This is a genomic window from Maribrevibacterium harenarium (genome assembly GCF_006385675.1).
Taxonomy (GTDB): Bacteria; Pseudomonadota; Gammaproteobacteria; order Pseudomonadales; family Marinomonadaceae; genus Marinomonas; species Marinomonas harenarium.
Genome location: NZ_VFRR01000021.1, coordinates 44,374 through 63,176 on the forward strand (window position 1 = coordinate 44,374; position 18,803 = coordinate 63,176).

General features: G+C 47.4%; 15 protein-coding genes and 4 tRNA genes. 2 read left to right on the forward strand and 17 right to left on the reverse strand.

All coding sequences use genetic code 11. The features are described from left to right. Positions 1 to 19 precede the first annotated feature (19 nt). The 17 genes from rpsL to FJM67_RS11190 form a co-directional block, all read right to left on the reverse strand. Positions 20 to 391, reverse strand: coding sequence for a 30S ribosomal protein S12 (rpsL, locus tag FJM67_RS11110; RefSeq protein ID WP_140589305.1), 372 nt, complete (start codon positions 389 to 391; stop codon positions 20 to 22). 133 nt (positions 392 to 524) lie between these two features. Continuing rightward, positions 525 to 4,727: a DNA-directed RNA polymerase subunit beta' gene (gene rpoC, locus FJM67_RS11115; protein WP_140589307.1), complete on the reverse strand. Its 4,203-nt coding sequence runs from the start codon at positions 4,725 to 4,727 to the stop codon at positions 525 to 527. 63 nt (positions 4,728 to 4,790) lie between these two features. Continuing rightward, complete coding sequence (rpoB, locus tag FJM67_RS11120; RefSeq protein ID WP_140589309.1) at positions 4,791 to 8,891, reverse strand: DNA-directed RNA polymerase subunit beta; 4,101 nt, start codon at positions 8,889 to 8,891, stop codon at positions 4,791 to 4,793. Positions 8,892 to 9,088: 197 nt separating this feature from the next. Further along, positions 9,089 to 9,460, reverse strand: coding sequence for a 50S ribosomal protein L7/L12 (gene rplL / locus FJM67_RS11125; RefSeq protein ID WP_140589310.1), 372 nt, complete (start codon positions 9,458 to 9,460; stop codon positions 9,089 to 9,091). 87 nt (positions 9,461 to 9,547) lie between these two features. Further along, positions 9,548 to 10,048, reverse strand: a complete 501-nt coding sequence (rplJ, locus tag FJM67_RS11130; protein WP_140589312.1) for a 50S ribosomal protein L10 — start codon at positions 10,046 to 10,048, stop codon at positions 9,548 to 9,550. A gap of 212 nt (positions 10,049 to 10,260) precedes the next feature. Beyond that, positions 10,261 to 10,956: a 50S ribosomal protein L1 gene (gene rplA / locus FJM67_RS11135; RefSeq protein ID WP_140589314.1), complete on the reverse strand. Its 696-nt coding sequence runs from the start codon at positions 10,954 to 10,956 to the stop codon at positions 10,261 to 10,263. After that, on the reverse strand, positions 10,956 to 11,390 hold the full coding sequence (gene rplK / locus FJM67_RS11140; protein ID WP_140589316.1) for a 50S ribosomal protein L11: 435 nt from the start codon (positions 11,388 to 11,390) through the stop codon (positions 10,956 to 10,958). Before rplK ends, rplA begins: the two co-directional genes overlap by 1 nt. Before the next feature lie 48 nt (positions 11,391 to 11,438). Beyond that, complete coding sequence (gene nusG / locus FJM67_RS11145) at positions 11,439 to 11,972, reverse strand: transcription termination/antitermination protein NusG (protein ID WP_140589318.1); 534 nt, start codon at positions 11,970 to 11,972, stop codon at positions 11,439 to 11,441. A gap of 9 nt (positions 11,973 to 11,981) precedes the next feature. Further along, complete coding sequence (gene secE / locus FJM67_RS11150; protein WP_140589320.1) at positions 11,982 to 12,350, reverse strand: preprotein translocase subunit SecE; 369 nt, start codon at positions 12,348 to 12,350, stop codon at positions 11,982 to 11,984. 37 nt (positions 12,351 to 12,387) lie between these two features. Beyond that, positions 12,388 to 12,463, reverse strand: a tRNA-Trp gene (locus FJM67_RS11155). Positions 12,464 to 12,576: 113 nt separating this feature from the next. Continuing rightward, positions 12,577 to 12,652: transfer RNA gene (locus FJM67_RS11160), tRNA-Thr, on the reverse strand. A 5-nt stretch (positions 12,653 to 12,657) separates the two neighbouring features. Next, positions 12,658 to 12,732, reverse strand: a tRNA-Gly gene (locus FJM67_RS11165). 4 nt (positions 12,733 to 12,736) lie between these two features. Beyond that, positions 12,737 to 12,820, reverse strand: a tRNA-Tyr gene (locus FJM67_RS11170). A gap of 73 nt (positions 12,821 to 12,893) precedes the next feature. After that, positions 12,894 to 13,616 carry an SPOR domain-containing protein gene (locus tag FJM67_RS11175; RefSeq protein ID WP_140589322.1) on the reverse strand — a complete coding sequence of 241 codons (723 nt, stop codon included), beginning with the start codon at positions 13,614 to 13,616 and terminating at the stop codon, positions 12,894 to 12,896. Then, complete coding sequence (locus FJM67_RS11180; protein ID WP_181161481.1) at positions 13,613 to 14,344, reverse strand: type III pantothenate kinase; 732 nt, start codon at positions 14,342 to 14,344, stop codon at positions 13,613 to 13,615. The genes FJM67_RS11175 and FJM67_RS11180 overlap by 4 nt, the downstream gene beginning before the upstream one ends. After that, a complete protein-coding gene (locus FJM67_RS11185; protein WP_140589325.1) occupies positions 14,328 to 15,284 on the reverse strand; it encodes a biotin--[acetyl-CoA-carboxylase] ligase in 957 nt (318 codons plus the stop codon). The genes FJM67_RS11180 and FJM67_RS11185 overlap by 17 nt, the downstream gene beginning before the upstream one ends. Positions 15,285 to 15,293: 9 nt before the next feature. Further along, positions 15,294 to 16,502, reverse strand: a complete 1,209-nt coding sequence (locus FJM67_RS11190) for an alpha/beta hydrolase (RefSeq protein WP_140589327.1) — start codon at positions 16,500 to 16,502, stop codon at positions 15,294 to 15,296. Between the two features lie 46 nt (positions 16,503 to 16,548). Between FJM67_RS11190 and FJM67_RS11195 the strand changes: the two genes are divergently transcribed. Next, positions 16,549 to 16,953, forward strand: a complete 405-nt coding sequence (locus tag FJM67_RS11195; RefSeq protein WP_140589328.1) for a GNAT family N-acetyltransferase — start codon at positions 16,549 to 16,551, stop codon at positions 16,951 to 16,953. 104 nt (positions 16,954 to 17,057) lie between these two features. Beyond that, positions 17,058 to 18,398 carry a GH1 family beta-glucosidase gene (locus FJM67_RS11200; RefSeq protein ID WP_219845961.1) on the forward strand — a complete coding sequence of 447 codons (1,341 nt, stop codon included), beginning with the start codon at positions 17,058 to 17,060 and terminating at the stop codon, positions 18,396 to 18,398. The last annotated feature ends 405 nt before the right edge of the window (positions 18,399 to 18,803 follow it).

Genomic DNA, 18,803 nt, shown 5'->3' on the forward strand with positions numbered 1-18,803 from the left:
ATGAAAGTAAGAAAAGATCTTACTTAGGACGTTTAGTACCGTATTTAGAACGGCCTTGCTTACGATTTTGTACGCCGGAAGTATCCAAGCTACCACGAACTGTGTGATAACGAACACCTGGAAGGTCTTTTACACGACCGCCACGGATAAGCACAACGCTGTGCTCCTGTAGGTTGTGACCTTCACCACCAATGTAGGAAGTTACTTCATAGCCGTTGGTCAAGCGAACACGACATACTTTACGCAAAGCCGAGTTAGGCTTTTTAGGCGTAGTTGTGTATACACGTGTGCAGACACCGCGGCGTTGCGGACAACTTTGTAACGCAGGAACGTCACTTTTTGCCACTTTACGTTTACGTGGTTTACGAACCAACTGGTTAACGGTTGCCATTAAACAAGCTCCACATCCAATTCTTATGGCGGAAATCGCCAAAATTAAGGAGGCGCAAGTGTAATTTGCGCCTATAAAACAGTCAATAGGGAGGCGACCAAAAAATCACCTCCCTACACGTTAGCTGCAAAGTTTAGTCTTTTAGTGCGGCACTCAATGCTTCTTCAACATCGGATGCACTTACTGTGGACACGCCTTCTTTAGCTGCATGCGCAAGCTCTTTCTTCTTCTTGCGCTCGTTGTGGTATGCCAAACCTGTACCCGCAGGAATCAAGCGACCTACTACAACGTTTTCTTTCAGACCACGTAGATGGTCTTTCTTACCAGTCACCGCACCTTCAGTTAGTACGCGAGTGGTTTCTTGGAACGAAGCCGCAGAAATAAACGACTCGGTTGCCAAAGAGGCTTTCGTGATACCAAGCAATACACGCTCATACTTAGCAGGGAATTTACCTTCGGCAAGCGCCGCTTCATTCGCTTCAAGTAACTGAGTGAACTCAACTTGGTCACCTTGAATCAGGTTAGTATCACCTGGCTCAACTACATCAACCTTACGCAGCATCTGACGCACGATTACTTCAATGTGCTTGTCGTTGATTACTACGCCCTGGAGACGGTAAACCTCTTGAATCTCATTAGTGATGTAATCCGCCAATGCAGCCACACCCTGAAGACGCAAAATGTCATGTGGGTTTAGCGGGCCGTCGGCAATAATTTCACCACGCTCAACTTCTTCACCATCGAAGATGTTGATTTGACGCCATTTCGGAATCAGCGTTTCGATAGGCTCTCCACCATCTTGTGGTGTGATCACCAAACGAATCTTACCTTTGGTCTCTTTACCGAAACTAACTACACCCGTCGCTTCTGCCATAACAGCAGGATCTTTCGGACGACGCGCTTCGAACAAGTCAGCAACACGTGGCAAACCACCGGTGATGTCCTTGTTACCTTGCGATTCTTGTGGAATACGCGCAAGTACCTCACCCTGTTTCACAGTAGAACCGTGATCCAAGCTCAACAAAGCCTTTTCTGGCAACATGTATTGAACCGGCATATCAGTGCCAGGAATCAATACAGGATTACCCGCTTCGTCTACAACCGAGATCATAGGACGAATGTCTTTACCAGACGATGGACGGTCACGTAGTTCAAGTACTTCGATGGTCGTCAAACCAGTAAACTCGTCCGATTGACGACGAATCGTCACACCTTCATCCATACCAGAGAACTCAAGAATACCATTGGTCTCAGATACGATTGGGTGAGTGTGAGGGTCCCAGTTAGCAACGACTTGACCAGCGGTCACTTCATCACCTTCTTTAACGCTCAATACGGCACCGTAAGGTAGTTTATAACGCTCTTTCTCGCGACCTGCTTCATCTGCTACCGCAAGTTCAGAAGAACGAGAAGCCACTACCAACTGACCAGAAGCACGCTCGATGCTCTTCATCTTGTGGAAGCGAATAGTACCCGCACTCTTAACTTGTACGCTGTCTACTGCAGAAGCTCGTGACGCTGCACCACCGATGTGGAAGGTACGCATGGTTAGCTGTGTACCCGGTTCACCGATAGACTGCGCTGCTACAACACCGATGGATTCACCAATGTTAACCAAATGACCACGTGCTAGATCGCGACCGTAACACTTACCACACACACCGTGTTTCGTGTCACAAGTGATAACCGAGCGCACCACCATTTCGTCCACACCCGCTGCTTCGATCAGACGCACAGTGTGCTCGTCAATCAAAGTACCAGCTTCGACAATTAGCTCGCCCTTGTTGTTCATCAGATCTTGTGCCACCACTCGACCTAGTACACGCTGACCTAGTGGCACGACAACGTCACCGCCTTCAATCAATGCACTTACAACAAGGCCATTAGTAGAGCCACAATCAACTTCTGTGATCACCAAGTCCTGTGCAACGTCAACTAGACGACGGGTCAAGTAACCAGAGTTCGCTGTCTTCAAGGCTGTATCCGCTAGACCCTTACGCGCACCGTGAGTAGAAGTAAAGTACTGTAGTACCGATAGACCTTCACGGAAGTTCGCAGTGATCGGTGTCTCGATGATGGAACCATCAGGTTTCGCCATCAGACCACGCATACCACCTAGCTGACGCATCTGAGCAACACTACCCCGTGCTCCAGAGTCAGCCATCATATAAACGGAGTTGAAAGATTGCTGCTCAACTTCATTACCGTTTTTGTCGATGACCGTTTCTTTCGCCAAGTTTTTCATCATGGCTTCAGTTACTGTCTCGTTAGTACGAGACCACAAGTCGATTACCTTGTTGTATTTCTCGCCTTGAGTTACAAGACCATCAGCGAACTGGTACTCGATCTCTTTTACTTCTTCTTCGGCTTTCGCAATGATAGCCGCTTTCTCTGGCGGAATTACGAAGTCATCCACACCAACAGAAGAACCAGAAGCTGTAGCGTACTGGAAGCCGGTATACATCAATTGGTCAGCGAAGATACAAGTCTCTTTAAGACCAACCTTACGGTAACACTCGTTGATCAAGTTAGAGATTGCCTTTTTCTTCATCGGCTGGTCAACAACCGAGAATGGAAGGCCATCAGGCACGATATCAAATAGCAATGCACGGCCAACTGTAGTGTCAGCTATGAAAGTAGAAGGTACTTTTTCGCCATCTATAGTGGTATCCACTTGACTGATACGCACTTTAATACGGGCGTGTAAGTCAACTTGCTTAGCACCGTAAGCGCGATGTACTTCTTTGATATCAGCAAAGGCCATGCCCTCGCCTTTCGCGTTAATCTTTTCACGGGTCATGTAGTACAGACCCAATACCACGTCCTGAGAAGGAACGATGATAGGCTCACCGTTAGCAGGTGACAGGATGTTGTTGGTAGACATCATCAACGCACGAGCTTCAAGCTGAGCTTCGATTGTCAATGGTACGTGTACCGCCATCTGGTCACCGTCGAAGTCGGCGTTGTAAGCCGCACACACCAATGGGTGCAACTGAATTGCTTTACCTTCGATTAGCATCGGTTCAAACGCTTGGATACCCAAACGGTGAAGCGTCGGTGCACGGTTTAGCATTACTGGATGTTCGCGGATAACTTCATCAAGAATATCCCAAACCTCTGGTGTTTCACGCTCAACCATTTTCTTCGCAGCTTTGATGGTTGTGGCCATGCCACGAAGTTCTAGCTTAGAGAAGATGAATGGCTTGAATAGTTCAAGAGCCATTTTCTTCGGCAGACCACACTGGTGCAAACGTAGAGAAGGACCTACTGTGATTACAGAACGGCCAGAGTAGTCTACACGTTTACCCAAAAGGTTCTGACGGAAACGACCTTGTTTACCTTTGATCATATCTGCCAAAGATTTAAGAGGACGCTTGTTAGAGCCTGTGATCGCACGACCGCGACGACCGTTATCTAGTAGCGCATCAACAGACTCTTGCAACATACGCTTTTCGTTACGTACGATGATGTCTGGAGCAGCTAGCTCTAGAAGACGTTTTAGACGGTTGTTACGGTTGATTACGCGACGGTAAAGATCGTTCAAATCGGACGTTGCAAAACGACCACCTTCTAGTGGAACTAGAGGACGAAGATCGGGTGGCAATACCGGCAGAACATCTAGCACCATCCACTCTGGGTTATTGCCAGAATGATGGAATGCTTCAATCAACTTAAGACGCTTAGAAAGCTTTTTGATACGTGTTTCAGAGTTGGTAGAGTTTAACTCTTCACGCATACGGTTGATTTCTTCCGGCATATCCAAGTCGCGTAGCAACATTTGGATTGCTTCTGCACCCATACGGGCATCAAACTCATCACCGAACTCTTCTAACGCTTCGAAGTATTGCTCATCGTTTAGAAGTTGGCCTTTCTCCAAGGTAGTCATACCTGGATCGATAACGATGAAAGATTCGAAGTAAAGCACGCGCTCGATATCACGTAGGGTCATATCTAAGATAAGACCGATACGGGATGGTAGCGATTTTAGGAACCAAATATGAGCAACCGGAGAGGCTAGCTCAATGTGACCCATACGCTCGCGACGCACTTTAGATAGTGCAACTTCAACGCCACACTTCTCACAAATAACACCACGGTGTTTTAGGCGCTTGTACTTTCCACACAAACACTCATAGTCCTTGATAGGACCAAAGATTTTGGCACAGAACAATCCGTCACGTTCTGGCTTGAACGTACGATAGTTGATGGTCTCAGGTTTTTTGACTTCGCCGTACGACCATGAACGAATCATATCTGGCGATGCCAAGCCGATACGAATGGAATCGAACTCGTCAGATTGTCCCTGTGATTTTAGAAGACCTAATAAGTCTTTCATGTATATTCGCCCCGCTTAAAAGGCCGGGGAGCCGTACTCCCCAGCAGGTCAAATGTGATTCGATTACTCGTTTTCCAACTCAATATCGATACCAAGAGAACGAATCTCTTTCACCAATACGTTGAAGGACTCAGGCATACCAGGTTCCATGCGGTGGTCGCCATCTACGATGTTTTTGTACATCTTAGTACGACCGTTCACATCATCGGATTTCACTGTCAACATTTCCTGTAGCGTGTATGCTGCACCGTATGCTTCTAGTGCCCACACCTCCATCTCACCGAAACGCTGACCACCGAATTGTGCTTTACCACCCAACGGCTGCTGAGTAACCAAGCTGTAAGAGCCAGTAGAACGGGCGTGCATCTTGTCGTCAACCAAGTGGTTCAACTTAAGCATGTACATGTAACCTACCGTTACTGGGCGCTCAAAGGCTTCACCAGTACGACCGTTAAACAACGTGATTTGGCCACTTTCACTGTAACCAGCTAAACGTAGCATACGTTTGATTTCAGACTCTTTAGCGCCGTCAAATGCACCAGAAGCCATTGGCACACCTTTCACAAGGTTTGATGCCAACACTAGAATCTCTTCATCAGAGAAGCTATCTAGATCTTCACTACGAGCTGGACGCAAATCACCCTCATAACCGTTGTAGATCTCAGCAAGGAAAGCGCGCAACTCTTTAACAGTTTCCGCTTTCTCACGCTCTACTTTGAGCATTTCGTCGATTTTACGACCTAAGCCTTTCGCTGCCGCACCTAAGTGAGTCTCTAGTACCTGACCCACGTTCATACGCGAAGGTACACCTAGAGGGTTAAGCACGATATCAACTGGGTCACCGTTTTCGTCATATGGCATATCTTCAACAGGCATGATCTTAGAGATTACACCCTTGTTACCGTGACGACCTGCCATCTTATCACCAGGCTGGATACGGCGTTTAACCGCTACATAAACTTTAACGATCTTCAACACACCAGGAGCCAAGTCATCGCCTGTTTGTAGTTTACGTTTCTTATCTTCGAACTTAGCATCTAGCTCTTTACGGCGCTCAATCAAAGCGGCTTGCGCTTTTTCAAGCTGCTCGCTTGCTTCTTCATTGGCAACACGAATCTTGAACCATTCAGGGTGATCCAAGTTAGCAAGATATTCTTCAGTGATCACAGCATTGCGAGCAAGCCCCGGACCACTCTCAGCTTGCTGACCAACTAAGGCTTCAGCCAAACGCTCGAAGGTTGCTTTTTCAACGATACGGAACTCTTCATTCAAGTCCTTACGAACTTGATCAAGTTGCGACTTCTCAATTGATTTCGCACGCTCGTCTTTTTCGATGCCGTCACGAGTAAATACTTGAACGTCGATAACAGTACCGCGAGTACCCGTTTTAACTCGAAGAGAAGTATCTTTAACGTCAGACGCTTTCTCACCGAAGATAGCACGTAGCAATTTCTCTTCTGGAGTAAGTTGCGTTTCACCTTTAGGTGTTACTTTACCAACCAGAATATCGCCCGGCTCGACTTCAGCTCCGATGTATACCACACCCGCATTATCAAGTTTTGAAAGAGCACCTTCACCAACGTTTGGAATGTCGGCAGTGATCTCTTCAGGCCCAAGCTTGGTATCACGAGCCACACAAGTAAGTTCTTGAATGTGGATAGACGTGAAACGATCTTCCTCTACAACACGCTCAGACACTAGGATCGAGTCTTCGAAGTTGAAGCCGTTCCAAGGCATAAAGGCGATACGCATGTTTTGACCAAGAGCCAATTCACCCATGTCAACGGAAGGACCGTCAGCCATGATGTCACCAGCAGCGACTTGCTCACCCTTCATTACCAATGTACGTTGGTTAATGCAGGTGTTTTGGTTAGAACGAACGTATTTGGTCAAGTTGTAGATATCTACACCCGCTTCACCAGCGACGGTTTCTTCTGAGTTCACACGAACGACGATACGGCTCGCATCAACAGACTCAATCACACCACCACGACGGGCAACGATACAAACACCTGAGTCTTTGGCGACGTTTTTCTCCATACCAGTACCAACTACTGGCTTCTCAGCAATCAGTGTAGGTACAGCCTGACGTTGCATGTTCGAACCCATCAAGGCGCGGTTAGCATCGTCGTGTTCTAGGAATGGAATCAAAGAAGCCGCAACCGAAACAACCTGACGTGGAGATACGTCCATTAGGTTTACTTTTTCTTTTGGAATCAGTGTGGTTTCGTGCATGTGACGCACCTGAACCAACTCATCAACCAAACGACCTTCTTCATCTACGTTCGCGGAAGCTTGTGCGATAACGTATTTCGCTTCGTCGATTGCAGAAACGTAAACCGTTTCATCAGTCATCTTGCCGTCAACAATCTTACGGTAAGGCGTCTCCAAGAAACCGTAGCTATTGGTACGAGCGTAAGTTGACAAGGAGTTGATCAAACCGATGTTTGGACCTTCCGGTGTTTCGATCGGACATACACGGCCGTAGTGAGTAGCGTGAACGTCTCGAACCTCAAAGCCTGCGCGTTCACGCGTTAGACCGCCGGGGCCTAATGCAGAAACACGACGCTTGTGAGTTACTTCTGAAAGCGGGTTGTTTTGGTCCATGAACTGAGACAACTGGCTAGAACCGAAGAACTCCTTGATAGCAGCAGCCACTGGCTTAGCATTCAATAGGTCTTGCGGCATTAGGCCATCCGCCTCTGCCATAGACAGACGCTCTTTAACAGCACGTTCAACACGAACCAAGCCAACGCGGAATTGGTTTTCTGCCATTTCGCCGACAGAACGTACACGACGGTTACCCAAGTGGTCGATGTCGTCCACCATGCCATTACCGTTACGGATATCTAGCAAGGTTTTCAACACATCAATAATATCGTCGTTATCCAACACGCCTGAACCGGTATCTTCTTCACGGCCTAGACGACGGTTGAACTTCATACGACCAACAGCAGACAAGTCGTAGCGATCTTCAGAGAAGAACAAGCTCTGGAACAGTGCCTCAGCAGACTCTTTGGTTGGTGGCTCGCCAGGGCGCATCATACGGTAGATTTCAACCAACGCTTCTAATGGATTGTTAGTTGGATCGATACGTAAGGTATCTGAAATAAATGGGCCATGATCTAGATCGTTGGTATAAAGAACATCCAACTCTGTGATGCCAGCAGCAACCAAGGCTTCAAGTAAATCAACAGATAGCTCTGTGTTCGCTTCAGCGATTAGCTCGCCCGTAGCAGGGTGAACTAGGTTTTTAGCAGTAACCTTTCCGAGCACATATTCTAATGGCACAGTAAGACGGGATAAGCCAGCCTTTTCCATTTGACGAATATGTTTCGCCGTAATACGACGGGTTTCTTCGACAATGATTTCACCATTTTCATCAGTGATATCGAATAATGCTGTCTCACCACGCAAACGGCTGGCGATCAGCTCCATTTCAAAGCCATCACGACTTAGGTAGAAACGGGTAGTGTCAAAGAAAGTTTCAAGAATTTGTTCGGTGTCGAAACCTAAGGCACGCAGTAGGATAGTGACCGGCAATTTACGACGACGGTCGATACGAACAAACACGCAATCTTTTGGATCAAACTCGAAGTCCAACCAAGAACCACGATAAGGAATAACGCGAGCAGAGTGTAGTAACTTACCAGAAGAATGTGTCTTACCACGGTCGTGGTCAAAGAACACACCTGGTGAACGGTGCAGCTGAGAAACGATTACACGCTCAGTACCGTTGATAACAAACGTACCGTTCTCCGTCATGAGCGGGATTTCGCCCATGTAAACTTCTTGCTCTCGAATGTCTTTGATCGCCTTATTCGCTGAGTCTTTATCGTAGATGATAAGACGTACACGAACACGTAAAGGAGCCGCGTAAGTCACACCACGCAACTGACACTCTTTTACATCAAATACAGGCTTGCCTAAACGGTAATCGACGTATTCTAGCGCCGCATTTCCGGAGAAGCTGACCATAGGAAAGACAGATTTAAAGGCCCCATGAAGACCAATTTCCTCACGTTCCGCAGGAGTTTTACCTTCCTGCAGGAAACTTAGGTAGGATTCAAGCTGAATTGCCAGCAAGTATGGCACATCCAAAACGGGCGGCAGTTTACCGAAATCCTTACGGATACGTTTTTTCTCAGTGTATGAGTAAGCCATCAGCATTCCCCAGCTTGTGCACATTGACGCAAAAGGCCTTTTGTTAAGGCCTTACCAACAGGGCAAAGAACCAACTTCTTTACCCCTTGAAAATCTCAATTTTATGTGGGTTTCACAAACCCAAAAAGGCCGGTGGTATAGAACCACCAGCCGATCCGACTAGATGTCGAACTTTTGGAAAACAAGCAACATTCAAATTACTTGATTTCGACCTTAGCACCAGCTTCTTCAAGCTCTTTCTTAAGTGCTTCAGCTTCTTCTTTAGAAACGCCTTCTTTAACAGTTGATGGAGCGCCGTCAACCACTGCCTTAGCTTCTTTAAGACCTAGGCCAGTCGCACCACGTACTGCTTTGATTACGTTAACTTTCTTATCACCAGCTTCAGCAAGAATTACGTCGAATTCAGTTTGCTCTTCAGCAGCTGCACCAGCGTCGCCACCAGCAACAGCAACAGCAGCAACAGCAGCAGTTACGCCGAATTTTTCTTCCATAGCAGAGATTAGTTCAACAACGTCCATTACAGACATTTCTGCTACTGCATTGATGATATCTTCTTTAGTTAGAGCCATGACTCAGATTCCTAGCATTATCAATTAATTGCCTTGCGGCAATAAAAACAAAATAGTATTTCAAGTAAACAGTTAAGTAAGCAAAACTTACGCTGCTTCTTGCTCTTTCTGATCGCGAATAGCGGCAAGAGTACGCACAAGCTTGCTTGTTGCACCTTGAATCACGCTCATCAATTTCGCGATAGCTTCGTCGTATGTTGGCAATGTTGCCAAACGATCAATGTCGCCAGCTGGGATCAACTCACCGTTGAACGCCAATGCTTTAACTTCGAATTTGTCGTTCTCTTTCGCAAAAGTTTTCAACAAACGAGCTGCCGCACCTGGGTGCTCGTTGGAGAATGCGATAAGAGTAGGACCTACGAAGCTATCTTTTAAGCATTCGAAGTCAGTGCCTTCTACAGCGCGGCGAGCTAGTGTGTTACGTACTACACGTACATATACACCAGCTTCACGAGCTTGTTTGCGAAGCGCTGTCATATCAGTCACGGTTACACCGCGAGAGTCAGCAACTACAGCAGACAAAGCGCCTTTGGCAGCTTCGCTAACTTCGGCGACAATGGCTTTTTTGTCTTCTAGACCTAATGCCACTGGTTTTCTCCTGGATTAGCAGGGATAAATCCCTAAATTTACCAACTCTCCGAAAATTCGGAGTACTCACTGGTGAGTTGGATCCAGTTATATCTGAATCGGGCCACACCATCTGCGCAGGACAAATGTTTCGCAACATTTGATTAAGACAGGCTCCTGCGGTCTTTGACGGCCTATTCATGCAACGCATGAACAGACCCTCAAGCTCTGACTTAGAAGCTTAACGCGCCTAAATCAATTTGTAGACCAGGTCCCATTGTAGAGGACAAAGTCACTTTCTTCATGTAGACACCTTTAGAAGAAGCAGGCTTAGCACGACGTAGGTCGGCAAGTAATGCTTCAAGGTTGCCTTTGATAGCATCAGCAGCGAAGTCGATAGAACCTACGCCAGCATGGATGATACCATTTTTGTCAGTACGGTAACGTGCTTGACCTGCTTTCGCGTTTTTAACCGCAGTTGCAACGTCTGGAGTCACAGTACCAACTTTAGGGTTTGGCATAAGACCACGAGGACCAAGAATCTGACCTAGTTGACCAACGATACGCATCGCATCAGGAGAAGCGATAACAACATCGAAGTCTAGATTGCCAGCTTTAACTTGTTCCGCTAGATCTTCAAAGCCCACAACGTCTGCACCAGCTTCTTTTGCTGCATCAGCGTTTGCACCTTGAGCGAATACTGCAACGCGAACGTCCTTGCCAGTACCGTTAGGAAGCACAGTAGAACCACGTACAACCTGATCAGATTTACGTGGATCAACGCCTAGGTTTACAGAAACGTCGATAGACTCTTTGAACTTAACAGTAGAAAGTTCAGCTAGAAGAGCAACCGCTTCCTCAACAGAGTAAAGTTTTGCTGCATCTACTTTTTCAGCGATCAAGCGAGCGCGTTTAGTTAGCTTAGCCATTAGTTCACACCCTCAACTTCTAGACCCATTGCGCGCGCACTACCAGCGATAGTACGAACAGCCGCATCCATATCAGCAGCAGTCAAATCAGCCTGCTTAGCGATAACGATCTCTTCAAGTTGAGCACGAGTAACAGTACCCACTTTTTGAGTGTTTGGACGTGGAGAGCCACTCTTGATACCAGCCGCTTTCTTAAGAAGCACTGCAGCAGGAGTAGATTTAGTTTCGAATGTAAAGCTACGGTCACTGTATACAGTGATGATAACTGGCGTAGGAAGACCTGGCTCCATGCCTTGAGTTTTGGCATTGAACGCTTTACAGAATTCCATGATGTTCACACCATGTTGACCAAGTGCTGGACCAACTGGGGGACTTGGGTTCGCCTGACCGGCTTTTACTTGTAGCTTGATGTAAGCTTGGACTTTTTTAGCCATTGTTTACTCCAGATGGGTCACTGCCCGAAGGCTACCCGTTTAACAAAATCAGGCTTTTTCAACCTGACTGAATTCCAAATCAACTGGCGTTGAGCGCCCAAAAATAAGCACTGCCACTTTGATTCGGCTTTTATCGTAATCCACTTCCTCAACAACACCGTTGAAGTCAGCAAATGGACCTTCATTAACTCGTACCACCTCACCCACTTCAAACAGTGTTTTCGGACGTGGTTTATCAACACCTTCACTAACACGCTGCAGGATTGCATCTGCTTCACGGTCAGTGATTGGAGATGGCTTGTCTGCAGTACCACCAATGAAACCGAGAACACGAGTGGTACCTTTTACTAAGTGCCAAGACTCGTCATTCATTTCCATCTGCACTAAGACATAGCCTGGATAGAATTTACGCTCGCTTTTACGCTTTTTGCCGTCGCGAATTTCGACTACTTCTTCAGTTGGAACCAAAATGTCGCCGAACAAATCTTCCATGCCCATAATCTGTACTCGTTCTTTCAACGAGCGCATTACGTGCTTTTCATAACCTGAGTACGCTTGTACTACATACCAACGTTTCGCCACGAGCTACTCCTAACCTATAACTGCAGAAACGACCCAACCTAGTAGCGAGTCTACTGCCCACAAAACCAGGGACATAAAAATAACGACTGCCAACACAATTAGAGTTGTCTGAACCGTTTCTTGTCTTGTCGGCCACACCACGCGGCGAATTTCAGTTTTCGCTTCTTTAGCGAGCTTAAAAAAAGCTTGGCCGCGCTCTGTTGATAAAGCGATGTAACCCGCAACACCCGCCAAAGCCAACACAGCAATCAACCGATATAGTAATGACTCAGCAGAAAAATAATTATTGCCAATCACCGCAGCCGCGACCAATACGACAACAACCGCCCATTTGAAAACGTCTCCGCGAGACTGTTGAGCTTCTGTATTCGAACTCATGTAAGGTGATCCCTAGATAGAAAATAGGATACGAAGATGGCAGGCCAAGAGGGACTCGAACCCCCAACAGCCGGTTTTGGAAACCGGTGCTCTACCAATTGAACTATTGGCCTACACTCGTATGGGCGGAGGATGATACCGATTTGCTTATATTTTAGCAAGGGGTATTCGCCCAAAATTCAGACAATAAAAAAGGCAGCTTAACTACCCATTTAAAACAAGATACTGGAGCTCATGAGCAGACTTGAACTGCCGACCTCACCCTTACCAAGGGTGTGCTCTACCAACTGAGCTACATGAGCCTTTCTGGAGCGGGCAGCGGGAATCGAACCCGCATCTTCAGCTTGGAAGGCTGAGGTAATAGCCATTATACCATACCCGCTTAATGGTGGAGGGAGGTGGATTCGAACCACCGAAACTTTCGTGGCAGATTTACAATCTGCTCCCTTTGGCCACTCGGGAACCCCTCCACAAATCACGCAATTTTGGTTGCGCCCCAAAAGGTGGGAGCCATTATATGAATCGCTTTTGCGATTGCAATAGCTAACAAGGATTTTTTTCTATCTTTATTAACCACTTCGAGATATCGACCTGTTCGATCAGGGTTTGCCAGCTAGTTTCAAGTATCGGATTCTCTAAGGCAACCTGATAAATCCCAACATCTCGCTGATGCTGATATATTTGTGCTCCATAGCCAGTTTGCGCTTCCACCTTGGCTTGGGCCTGTATCGCCCTTTCTAGTGAGGAAAATAATCCTAGAGATATCCGGTTCTTCATCTCTCCACGGGCAATGAGATAGCTGTCTATTTTTTTCAGACGCAACTGTGCTAGCACTTCTTTTGCGGCGTCCGCATTGGCCTGGGCAGGAATATATAGCCAGAACTTCTCGCGCTGGGCACGCCCCTCCGAGACTACAGCAGCGATATTTTGGCGCTGAAGTAAATCCAAAAAGGCATCTTTCTCTCCTATCCGCTCAAACTCCACCAGAGGGCAAAGCAACGCCTGTGAAGACGCTTCCGGTGTGACCGTTGCATTGCTGGCAATACTGTCTTCTGGAATAGCTAAAATTGGCTCTGCAGGCATCACCGGCAGCTCCTCCGAAGTCGCCACCTCTAGCAAAGGAGCCTCTTCGCCGAGCAAGTAAACCGGAGTACTCACTGGCGGCGCGTAGGACAACGCCATCGTGGAGACATGCACTGGACGATAGCTATGCCAAGCAAAGAAACCGGCATTTAAAATTAGTAGCACCGCAAATAACCACTTCATGGGCAACCTCTAGTCATGTACCTACCCAAATACCATCCCCCTTTTGCTACTAGAGATTCATCGTATATCGCATCTAGTCCAAGCAAATCTTTTAACCAAGGTGCATCGCCACCAGTCATGACAATCCGGCATTCCGGGTGTTGTCGACACTGACGCTCCACCATACCTAGCAACATTTCACTGACACCATATTGCACCGCCAACGCTGTGGTATTCGGTATCCCCTTACAAAGGCCCATTTCATGATCTTCAAAGCGAATGCGCCCTGTCCCAGCCACTAGGGATTGGCGCATCATGGCCAGCCCAGGGGAAATATATCCCCCTAGGTATACTCCGTTTTCAGTCACGAAATCTATTTTTAACGCTGTCCCCGCGTCAATCAACATGGTATTGCCGGGGTAGAGAAAGTGACACGCGACTATCCCCAACCAACGATCTACTCCCAAGCGCTCTGGATGAAGATAACCATTCTTCATGACACCAGGAACTTGCGTTGCAGCTAGTTTGACTAAATGCGCTTCTGGAAAGTGGTGTTGTATTTCCGCACATAAGTGGCTATCAATTTGATCACCTTTGACACTTGCGAAGAAAATAGACGACACCCCTTCAAAAGCGGGCGGCGTCGCACTTTGAATATGCTCTAGCACTTCACCGTCCCCATTAAATAAGCTCCACTTAATGCTAGTATTACCCGCATCCACAACTAAGACGTTATTGTTTACGCACACTGATTTCTCCACCATGCAAGGTAACTAACTGCCCATCCTCTAGCTCTAATACGAGACCACCTCTTACATCAATTCCGCGAGCTGTGCCATATTGATGACGCTCTGCTGATGTTACGGTGACCGATTGATCTATTAAGATATCGAACTGTTGCCATTGTGATCGATAAGATGCCATACCATCGCCTTTCTCAAACAGCCGACACATTTCAATTAACTCTAGAGTTAATAGGGCTATAACTTCATTACGATCCGGCAAGACAGCCAACCGAGAAGCCAGATCCGTCCACGGCTGGTGTACGGATTGCATAAACTCGGGAGCCATGGATAAGTTCAACCCTATACCTATGATGATATTACAAGCATCTTGGTCGGCGACCATTTCAACCAATACGCCACAGACCTTTTTCCCATCTAGCAACAAATCATTAGGCCACTTTAACCCTGGATCCTGAATTCCTAAACGCTGCAGCACCCTTGCGACACAAACCCCAACCGCAAGGCTCAAACCTTCCAGAGCCACAGGAGAAACCTGAAATTGCCAACCAAAGGACAAAGTAATGTTCCTAGCAACGCCACTTTCCCAGACTCGCCCACGCCGCCCTTTGCCGTTTGTTTGACGCTCGGTGACTACCAAAGCTGGCAACGGCTTTTTGTCGTTGATACGCTGCTTTAATCGATCATTGGTAGAATCAACCTCGAATGGAATAGCAATATCGATGTGTGGGCTAATACCGTAGCTTCGAATCTTATGTTCGTTCAGTAAAGTAATCGGATCAGGTATACGGTAGCCCTTTCCTTTTACGGAGTGTATCCGTACGCCCTTTTCTTCTAACTTTTTAAGACGTTTCCATACTGCCGCCCGCGTCATACCAAGACATTCCCCTAGCTCTTCGCCGGAATGAAACTTGCCATCCCCAAGTAGCACCAATAAATCTCGCATGACCATCCCCTACTTAGTGACCATCACTTGCTGTATCCAAGCCGTTAAATCCCCCATCAACCAGGCATAGTCAGGATTCCAACTCACCCGCCCCGGTGCAGGTGCGGCTTGCTGCAACCAGTCACCTTTTTCACCGAACCAGTTTTGTGGATCTGAGCGACATTCTGCGTATTTTTCAGGCTCAGAGAAGTACCAACCACAAGCTCGGTAATCACCTTGCTGCCCGTAATAGGGATTTACTGGCGCTATGTGTAGCCCGATGTGAGACATCCCTAACACACGGTCTTGAGGCCAACTTGCCGTTCTCTCGGTCACGTCTGGCTCAGGCGGAAGATCTTGCTGATAACGATACAGCACCATACGACTCTGCTTTTGAGCAGCCATATACTCCTTGAATAATGACAAAGTAGCTTTCGTATCTACAGTCGCATCTTCTTGCGAAGCGGCCACCCACACCGGCAATACCATTGATTCGGTCGATACTTGGGCAGAAACCTCTTTCGCTAATCGGTAAGCTTGAGCAATAGCTGGCACCGGAATAGAAGCATATTTCGCAAAATCATCATCAGGATAGTGATCAAGCCAATCAATAAAAGGAGCAAGGTAAGGTGAAATCCAATCTATCGAAGAGTTAATTTTGAACAATGGCGAAAATAGAATGACACCTCGTAACTGTTGACCTTGATTGGCCTTCATAGCTAGCGCAAGCTCGGTGGCTAAGGCGCCTCCAGTGGAAAACCCGCCAACAAAAAAGCTGTCCACTTCCATCGCGAATTGTCGCGCCGCAGCCTGTGCCAGCTGCCGCCAATCATCACGGGTTACCGTCAGCAAATCCGTTGCGGCTGTGCCGTGGCCAGGTAACAGCATCACCCGCACATGTAGGCAAGCGTTGGCTAGATTGGTTGCCACATCTCTCAGCGTGTAAGGAGAATCAGATAAGCCATGAAATAATAAAACCCCGGTGGACTCCTGTGCATCACACCTAGAGGCAATCTCAAACGGTAACACTGCCTCTATTTCACGCTGTTTATTAGCAATATCAAGCCATTGCTTGTTACTCTGCAGGTATCCTTTAACCTGTTGCTGATAATCGCTAAATGTCTGCCCCGCTGCTGGAATAGGCATGCCTGCCTGGGCGCCCGTCGCCAACAGCAAGAAGATGATATATAACCCGATGACTCGCATAAAAATAACCATGAAGAAAGAGACTAGCACCATAATACCGCAACCCTGTGATGATACCTATCTACTCAAGGCTCATCCGATGAAACGACACCACCACTCTTTAGTAAAAGCCTTTTATCGAGAGCATTACCCTAGTGGAAAACCTAATAAAGCCGATCCAATTTGGCTGCTAACACACAAAGACAAGATTATCTGCGTCTATCGACTACGCCAGTTTGAAAGTGGGCAACTACTCACCGGAATGGTTACCCATCCTGAGTTTCGCCAACAGGGCTATGGTAGCTACCTTCTGCATGAAACTCGTCAGGCACTAGCTAATAAAACCTGTTTTTGTTTTGCTGAAGAGCACAACGCTGCTTTCTATTTGGCAAATAACTTTCTCTCAGAATCCATAGAACAGCTGCCCGCTGAATTGCGCGCTCGACTCAAAGCCTATCAACAGAAAAGGCCAACGTTGAGCGCCTATCGCTATCACAGCACTTAAATCAAACTTAATTATCTTGAATGAAGCTAAAGTACGCGATGGAATATTGACCAACATCGGATTTGTTCTTAGCTTGTGGGCTAGCTCAATAATTAGGTATGAATATGATCAAGCTTCCCCCTGACTCTAAATTACTCGACCCATCTTTTACCTTCGGAGTCGCGACTGCGTCGTTCCAAATCGAAGGCGCGAACCAAGAGGACGGACGCTTACCAAGTATTTGGGATACGTTTTGCGCGACACCAGGAAAGGTCTTTAATGGCGATGATGGCAGTATCGCCTGCGACCACTACCACCGCTGGCAAGATGATATCGAACTCATTAGCCAACTCAATGTAGACGCTTACCGACTATCAATTGCATGGCCTCGAGTATTAGATAAGGACGGAGCGCTCAACGATAAGGGCGTGCAGTTTTACCGTAACTTACTAACCGCCTTAAAAGCCAAAGGCATACGCACCTTTGTCACACTGTACCATTGGGATCTACCCCAGTATTTAGAAGATTTAGGCGGCTGGGTTAACCGTCAAACCGCTTATCGTTTTGCCGAATATGTTGATGTCATTACCAAAGCACTAGGAGATCTAGTTGATAGCTGGGCAACCTTTAACGAACCCTTCTGCGCAGCGATATTGGGCTATGAATACGGCATCCACGCTCCTGGACATAAAAATCACCGTCTAGGTCGACAAGCCGCCCACCACATCCTACTGGCACACGGACTCGCTATGCCAATCATTAGACGTAACTGTCCTAATAGCCAAGCCGGGATTGTGCTAAATATGAACCGCACCTATGCCGCGAGTGCTAGCCCTGATGATCGCTTTGCGGCACTTATAAGAGACACACTGGATAACCACTTTTTTATCGCGCCCCTTTTAACGGGAGCTTACCCAAAGCTGCTGGGGCGTGTACTGCCGGATTATCTTCCTGTAATAGCTGAAGGGGATCTGGAGATCATTGCGCAACCAATCGATTTTCTGGGCCTAAACTACTACACCTGCAATCATAATCGCTTTCATCCTGAGCGCATTTTTGAGGATGTAAAAAACTCTGAACCAGCTGAATACACGGATATCGGCTGGGAAATCGCTCCTCACGCTTTTACGGAGCTCTTAGTTGAGCTAAACCAACAGTACACCTTGCCACCACTCTTTATCACCGAAAATGGTGCTGCTTGCGCCGATAGTTTAGTCGATGGCACAGTAGACGATGATCAAAGAGTTCGCTATATCAATAGTCACTTACAGGCGGTAGATGCTGCCATTAACGCTGGGGTGGATATTCGGGGATACTTCGCCTGGAGCTTAATGGACAATTTTGAATGGGCTGAAGGTTACAACAAACGCTTCGGACTAATCTATGTTGATTATCGAACTCAGGAACGCACCATCAAACGCAGCGGACATGTTTTTAAAGACTTTCTAGCTAGCCGGAAAGCCTAGCAGCCTTCACTCGTCATATCGGTAGCGACCATACGAGCCTACTTGGCTTACAGGGTCAGACCCCCTCATAGCCTCAGCATCGCACACCACCACAGTTCTGGCGGGGTCTGACCCCTTCTCCTACCAAGAGCGAGGCATCAGGCACTGTTCCGCAGCGACCTTACAAGCTTGCTTGTGGAGCCAGGAACAGTAGCCTGATGGCGAGTGACAGGGGATCAATCCATATCAGGGTCAGCCCCCCTAGACTTCAGCTTCCAGCTCAACCACCGTTTTTCTGGAGATCTGACCCTTTTGCTATTTCGCTTTCAGCAAGCACAAAAAAGCCCTGACCGTTTCCGATCAGGGCTTCTGTGTTTGAAGCTTGACGACGACCTACTCTCACATGGGATCTCCCACACTACCATC

Excerpts from the sequence above, each read along its gene's own strand:
- rpsL (WP_140589305.1), bottom strand. The coding sequence starts at position 391 with ATGGCAACCGTTAACCAGTTGGTTCGTAAACCACGTAAACGTAAAGTG.
- rpoC (WP_140589307.1), bottom strand. The coding sequence starts at position 4,727 with ATGAAAGACTTATTAGGTCTTCTAAAATCACAGGGACAATCTGACGAG.
- rpoB (WP_140589309.1), bottom strand. The coding sequence starts at position 8,891 with ATGGCTTACTCATACACTGAGAAAAAACGTATCCGTAAGGATTTCGGT.
- rplL (WP_140589310.1), bottom strand. The coding sequence starts at position 9,460 with ATGGCTCTAACTAAAGAAGATATCATCAATGCAGTAGCAGAAATGTCT.
- rplA (WP_140589314.1), bottom strand. The coding sequence starts at position 10,956 with ATGGCTAAGCTAACTAAACGCGCTCGCTTGATCGCTGAAAAAGTAGAT.
- rplK (WP_140589316.1), bottom strand. The coding sequence starts at position 11,390 with ATGGCTAAAAAAGTCCAAGCTTACATCAAGCTACAAGTAAAAGCCGGT.
- secE (WP_140589320.1), bottom strand. The coding sequence starts at position 12,350 with ATGAGTTCGAATACAGAAGCTCAACAGTCTCGCGGAGACGTTTTCAAA.
- FJM67_RS11175 (WP_140589322.1), bottom strand. The coding sequence starts at position 13,616 with ATGAAGTGGTTATTTGCGGTGCTACTAATTTTAAATGCCGGTTTCTTT.
- FJM67_RS11185 (WP_140589325.1), bottom strand. The coding sequence starts at position 15,284 with ATGCGAGATTTATTGGTGCTACTTGGGGATGGCAAGTTTCATTCCGGC.
- FJM67_RS11190 (WP_140589327.1), bottom strand. The coding sequence starts at position 16,502 with ATGGTGCTAGTCTCTTTCTTCATGGTTATTTTTATGCGAGTCATCGGG.
- FJM67_RS11195 (WP_140589328.1), top strand. The coding sequence starts at position 16,549 with ATGAAACGACACCACCACTCTTTAGTAAAAGCCTTTTATCGAGAGCAT.
- FJM67_RS11200 (WP_219845961.1), top strand. The coding sequence starts at position 17,058 with ATGATCAAGCTTCCCCCTGACTCTAAATTACTCGACCCATCTTTTACC.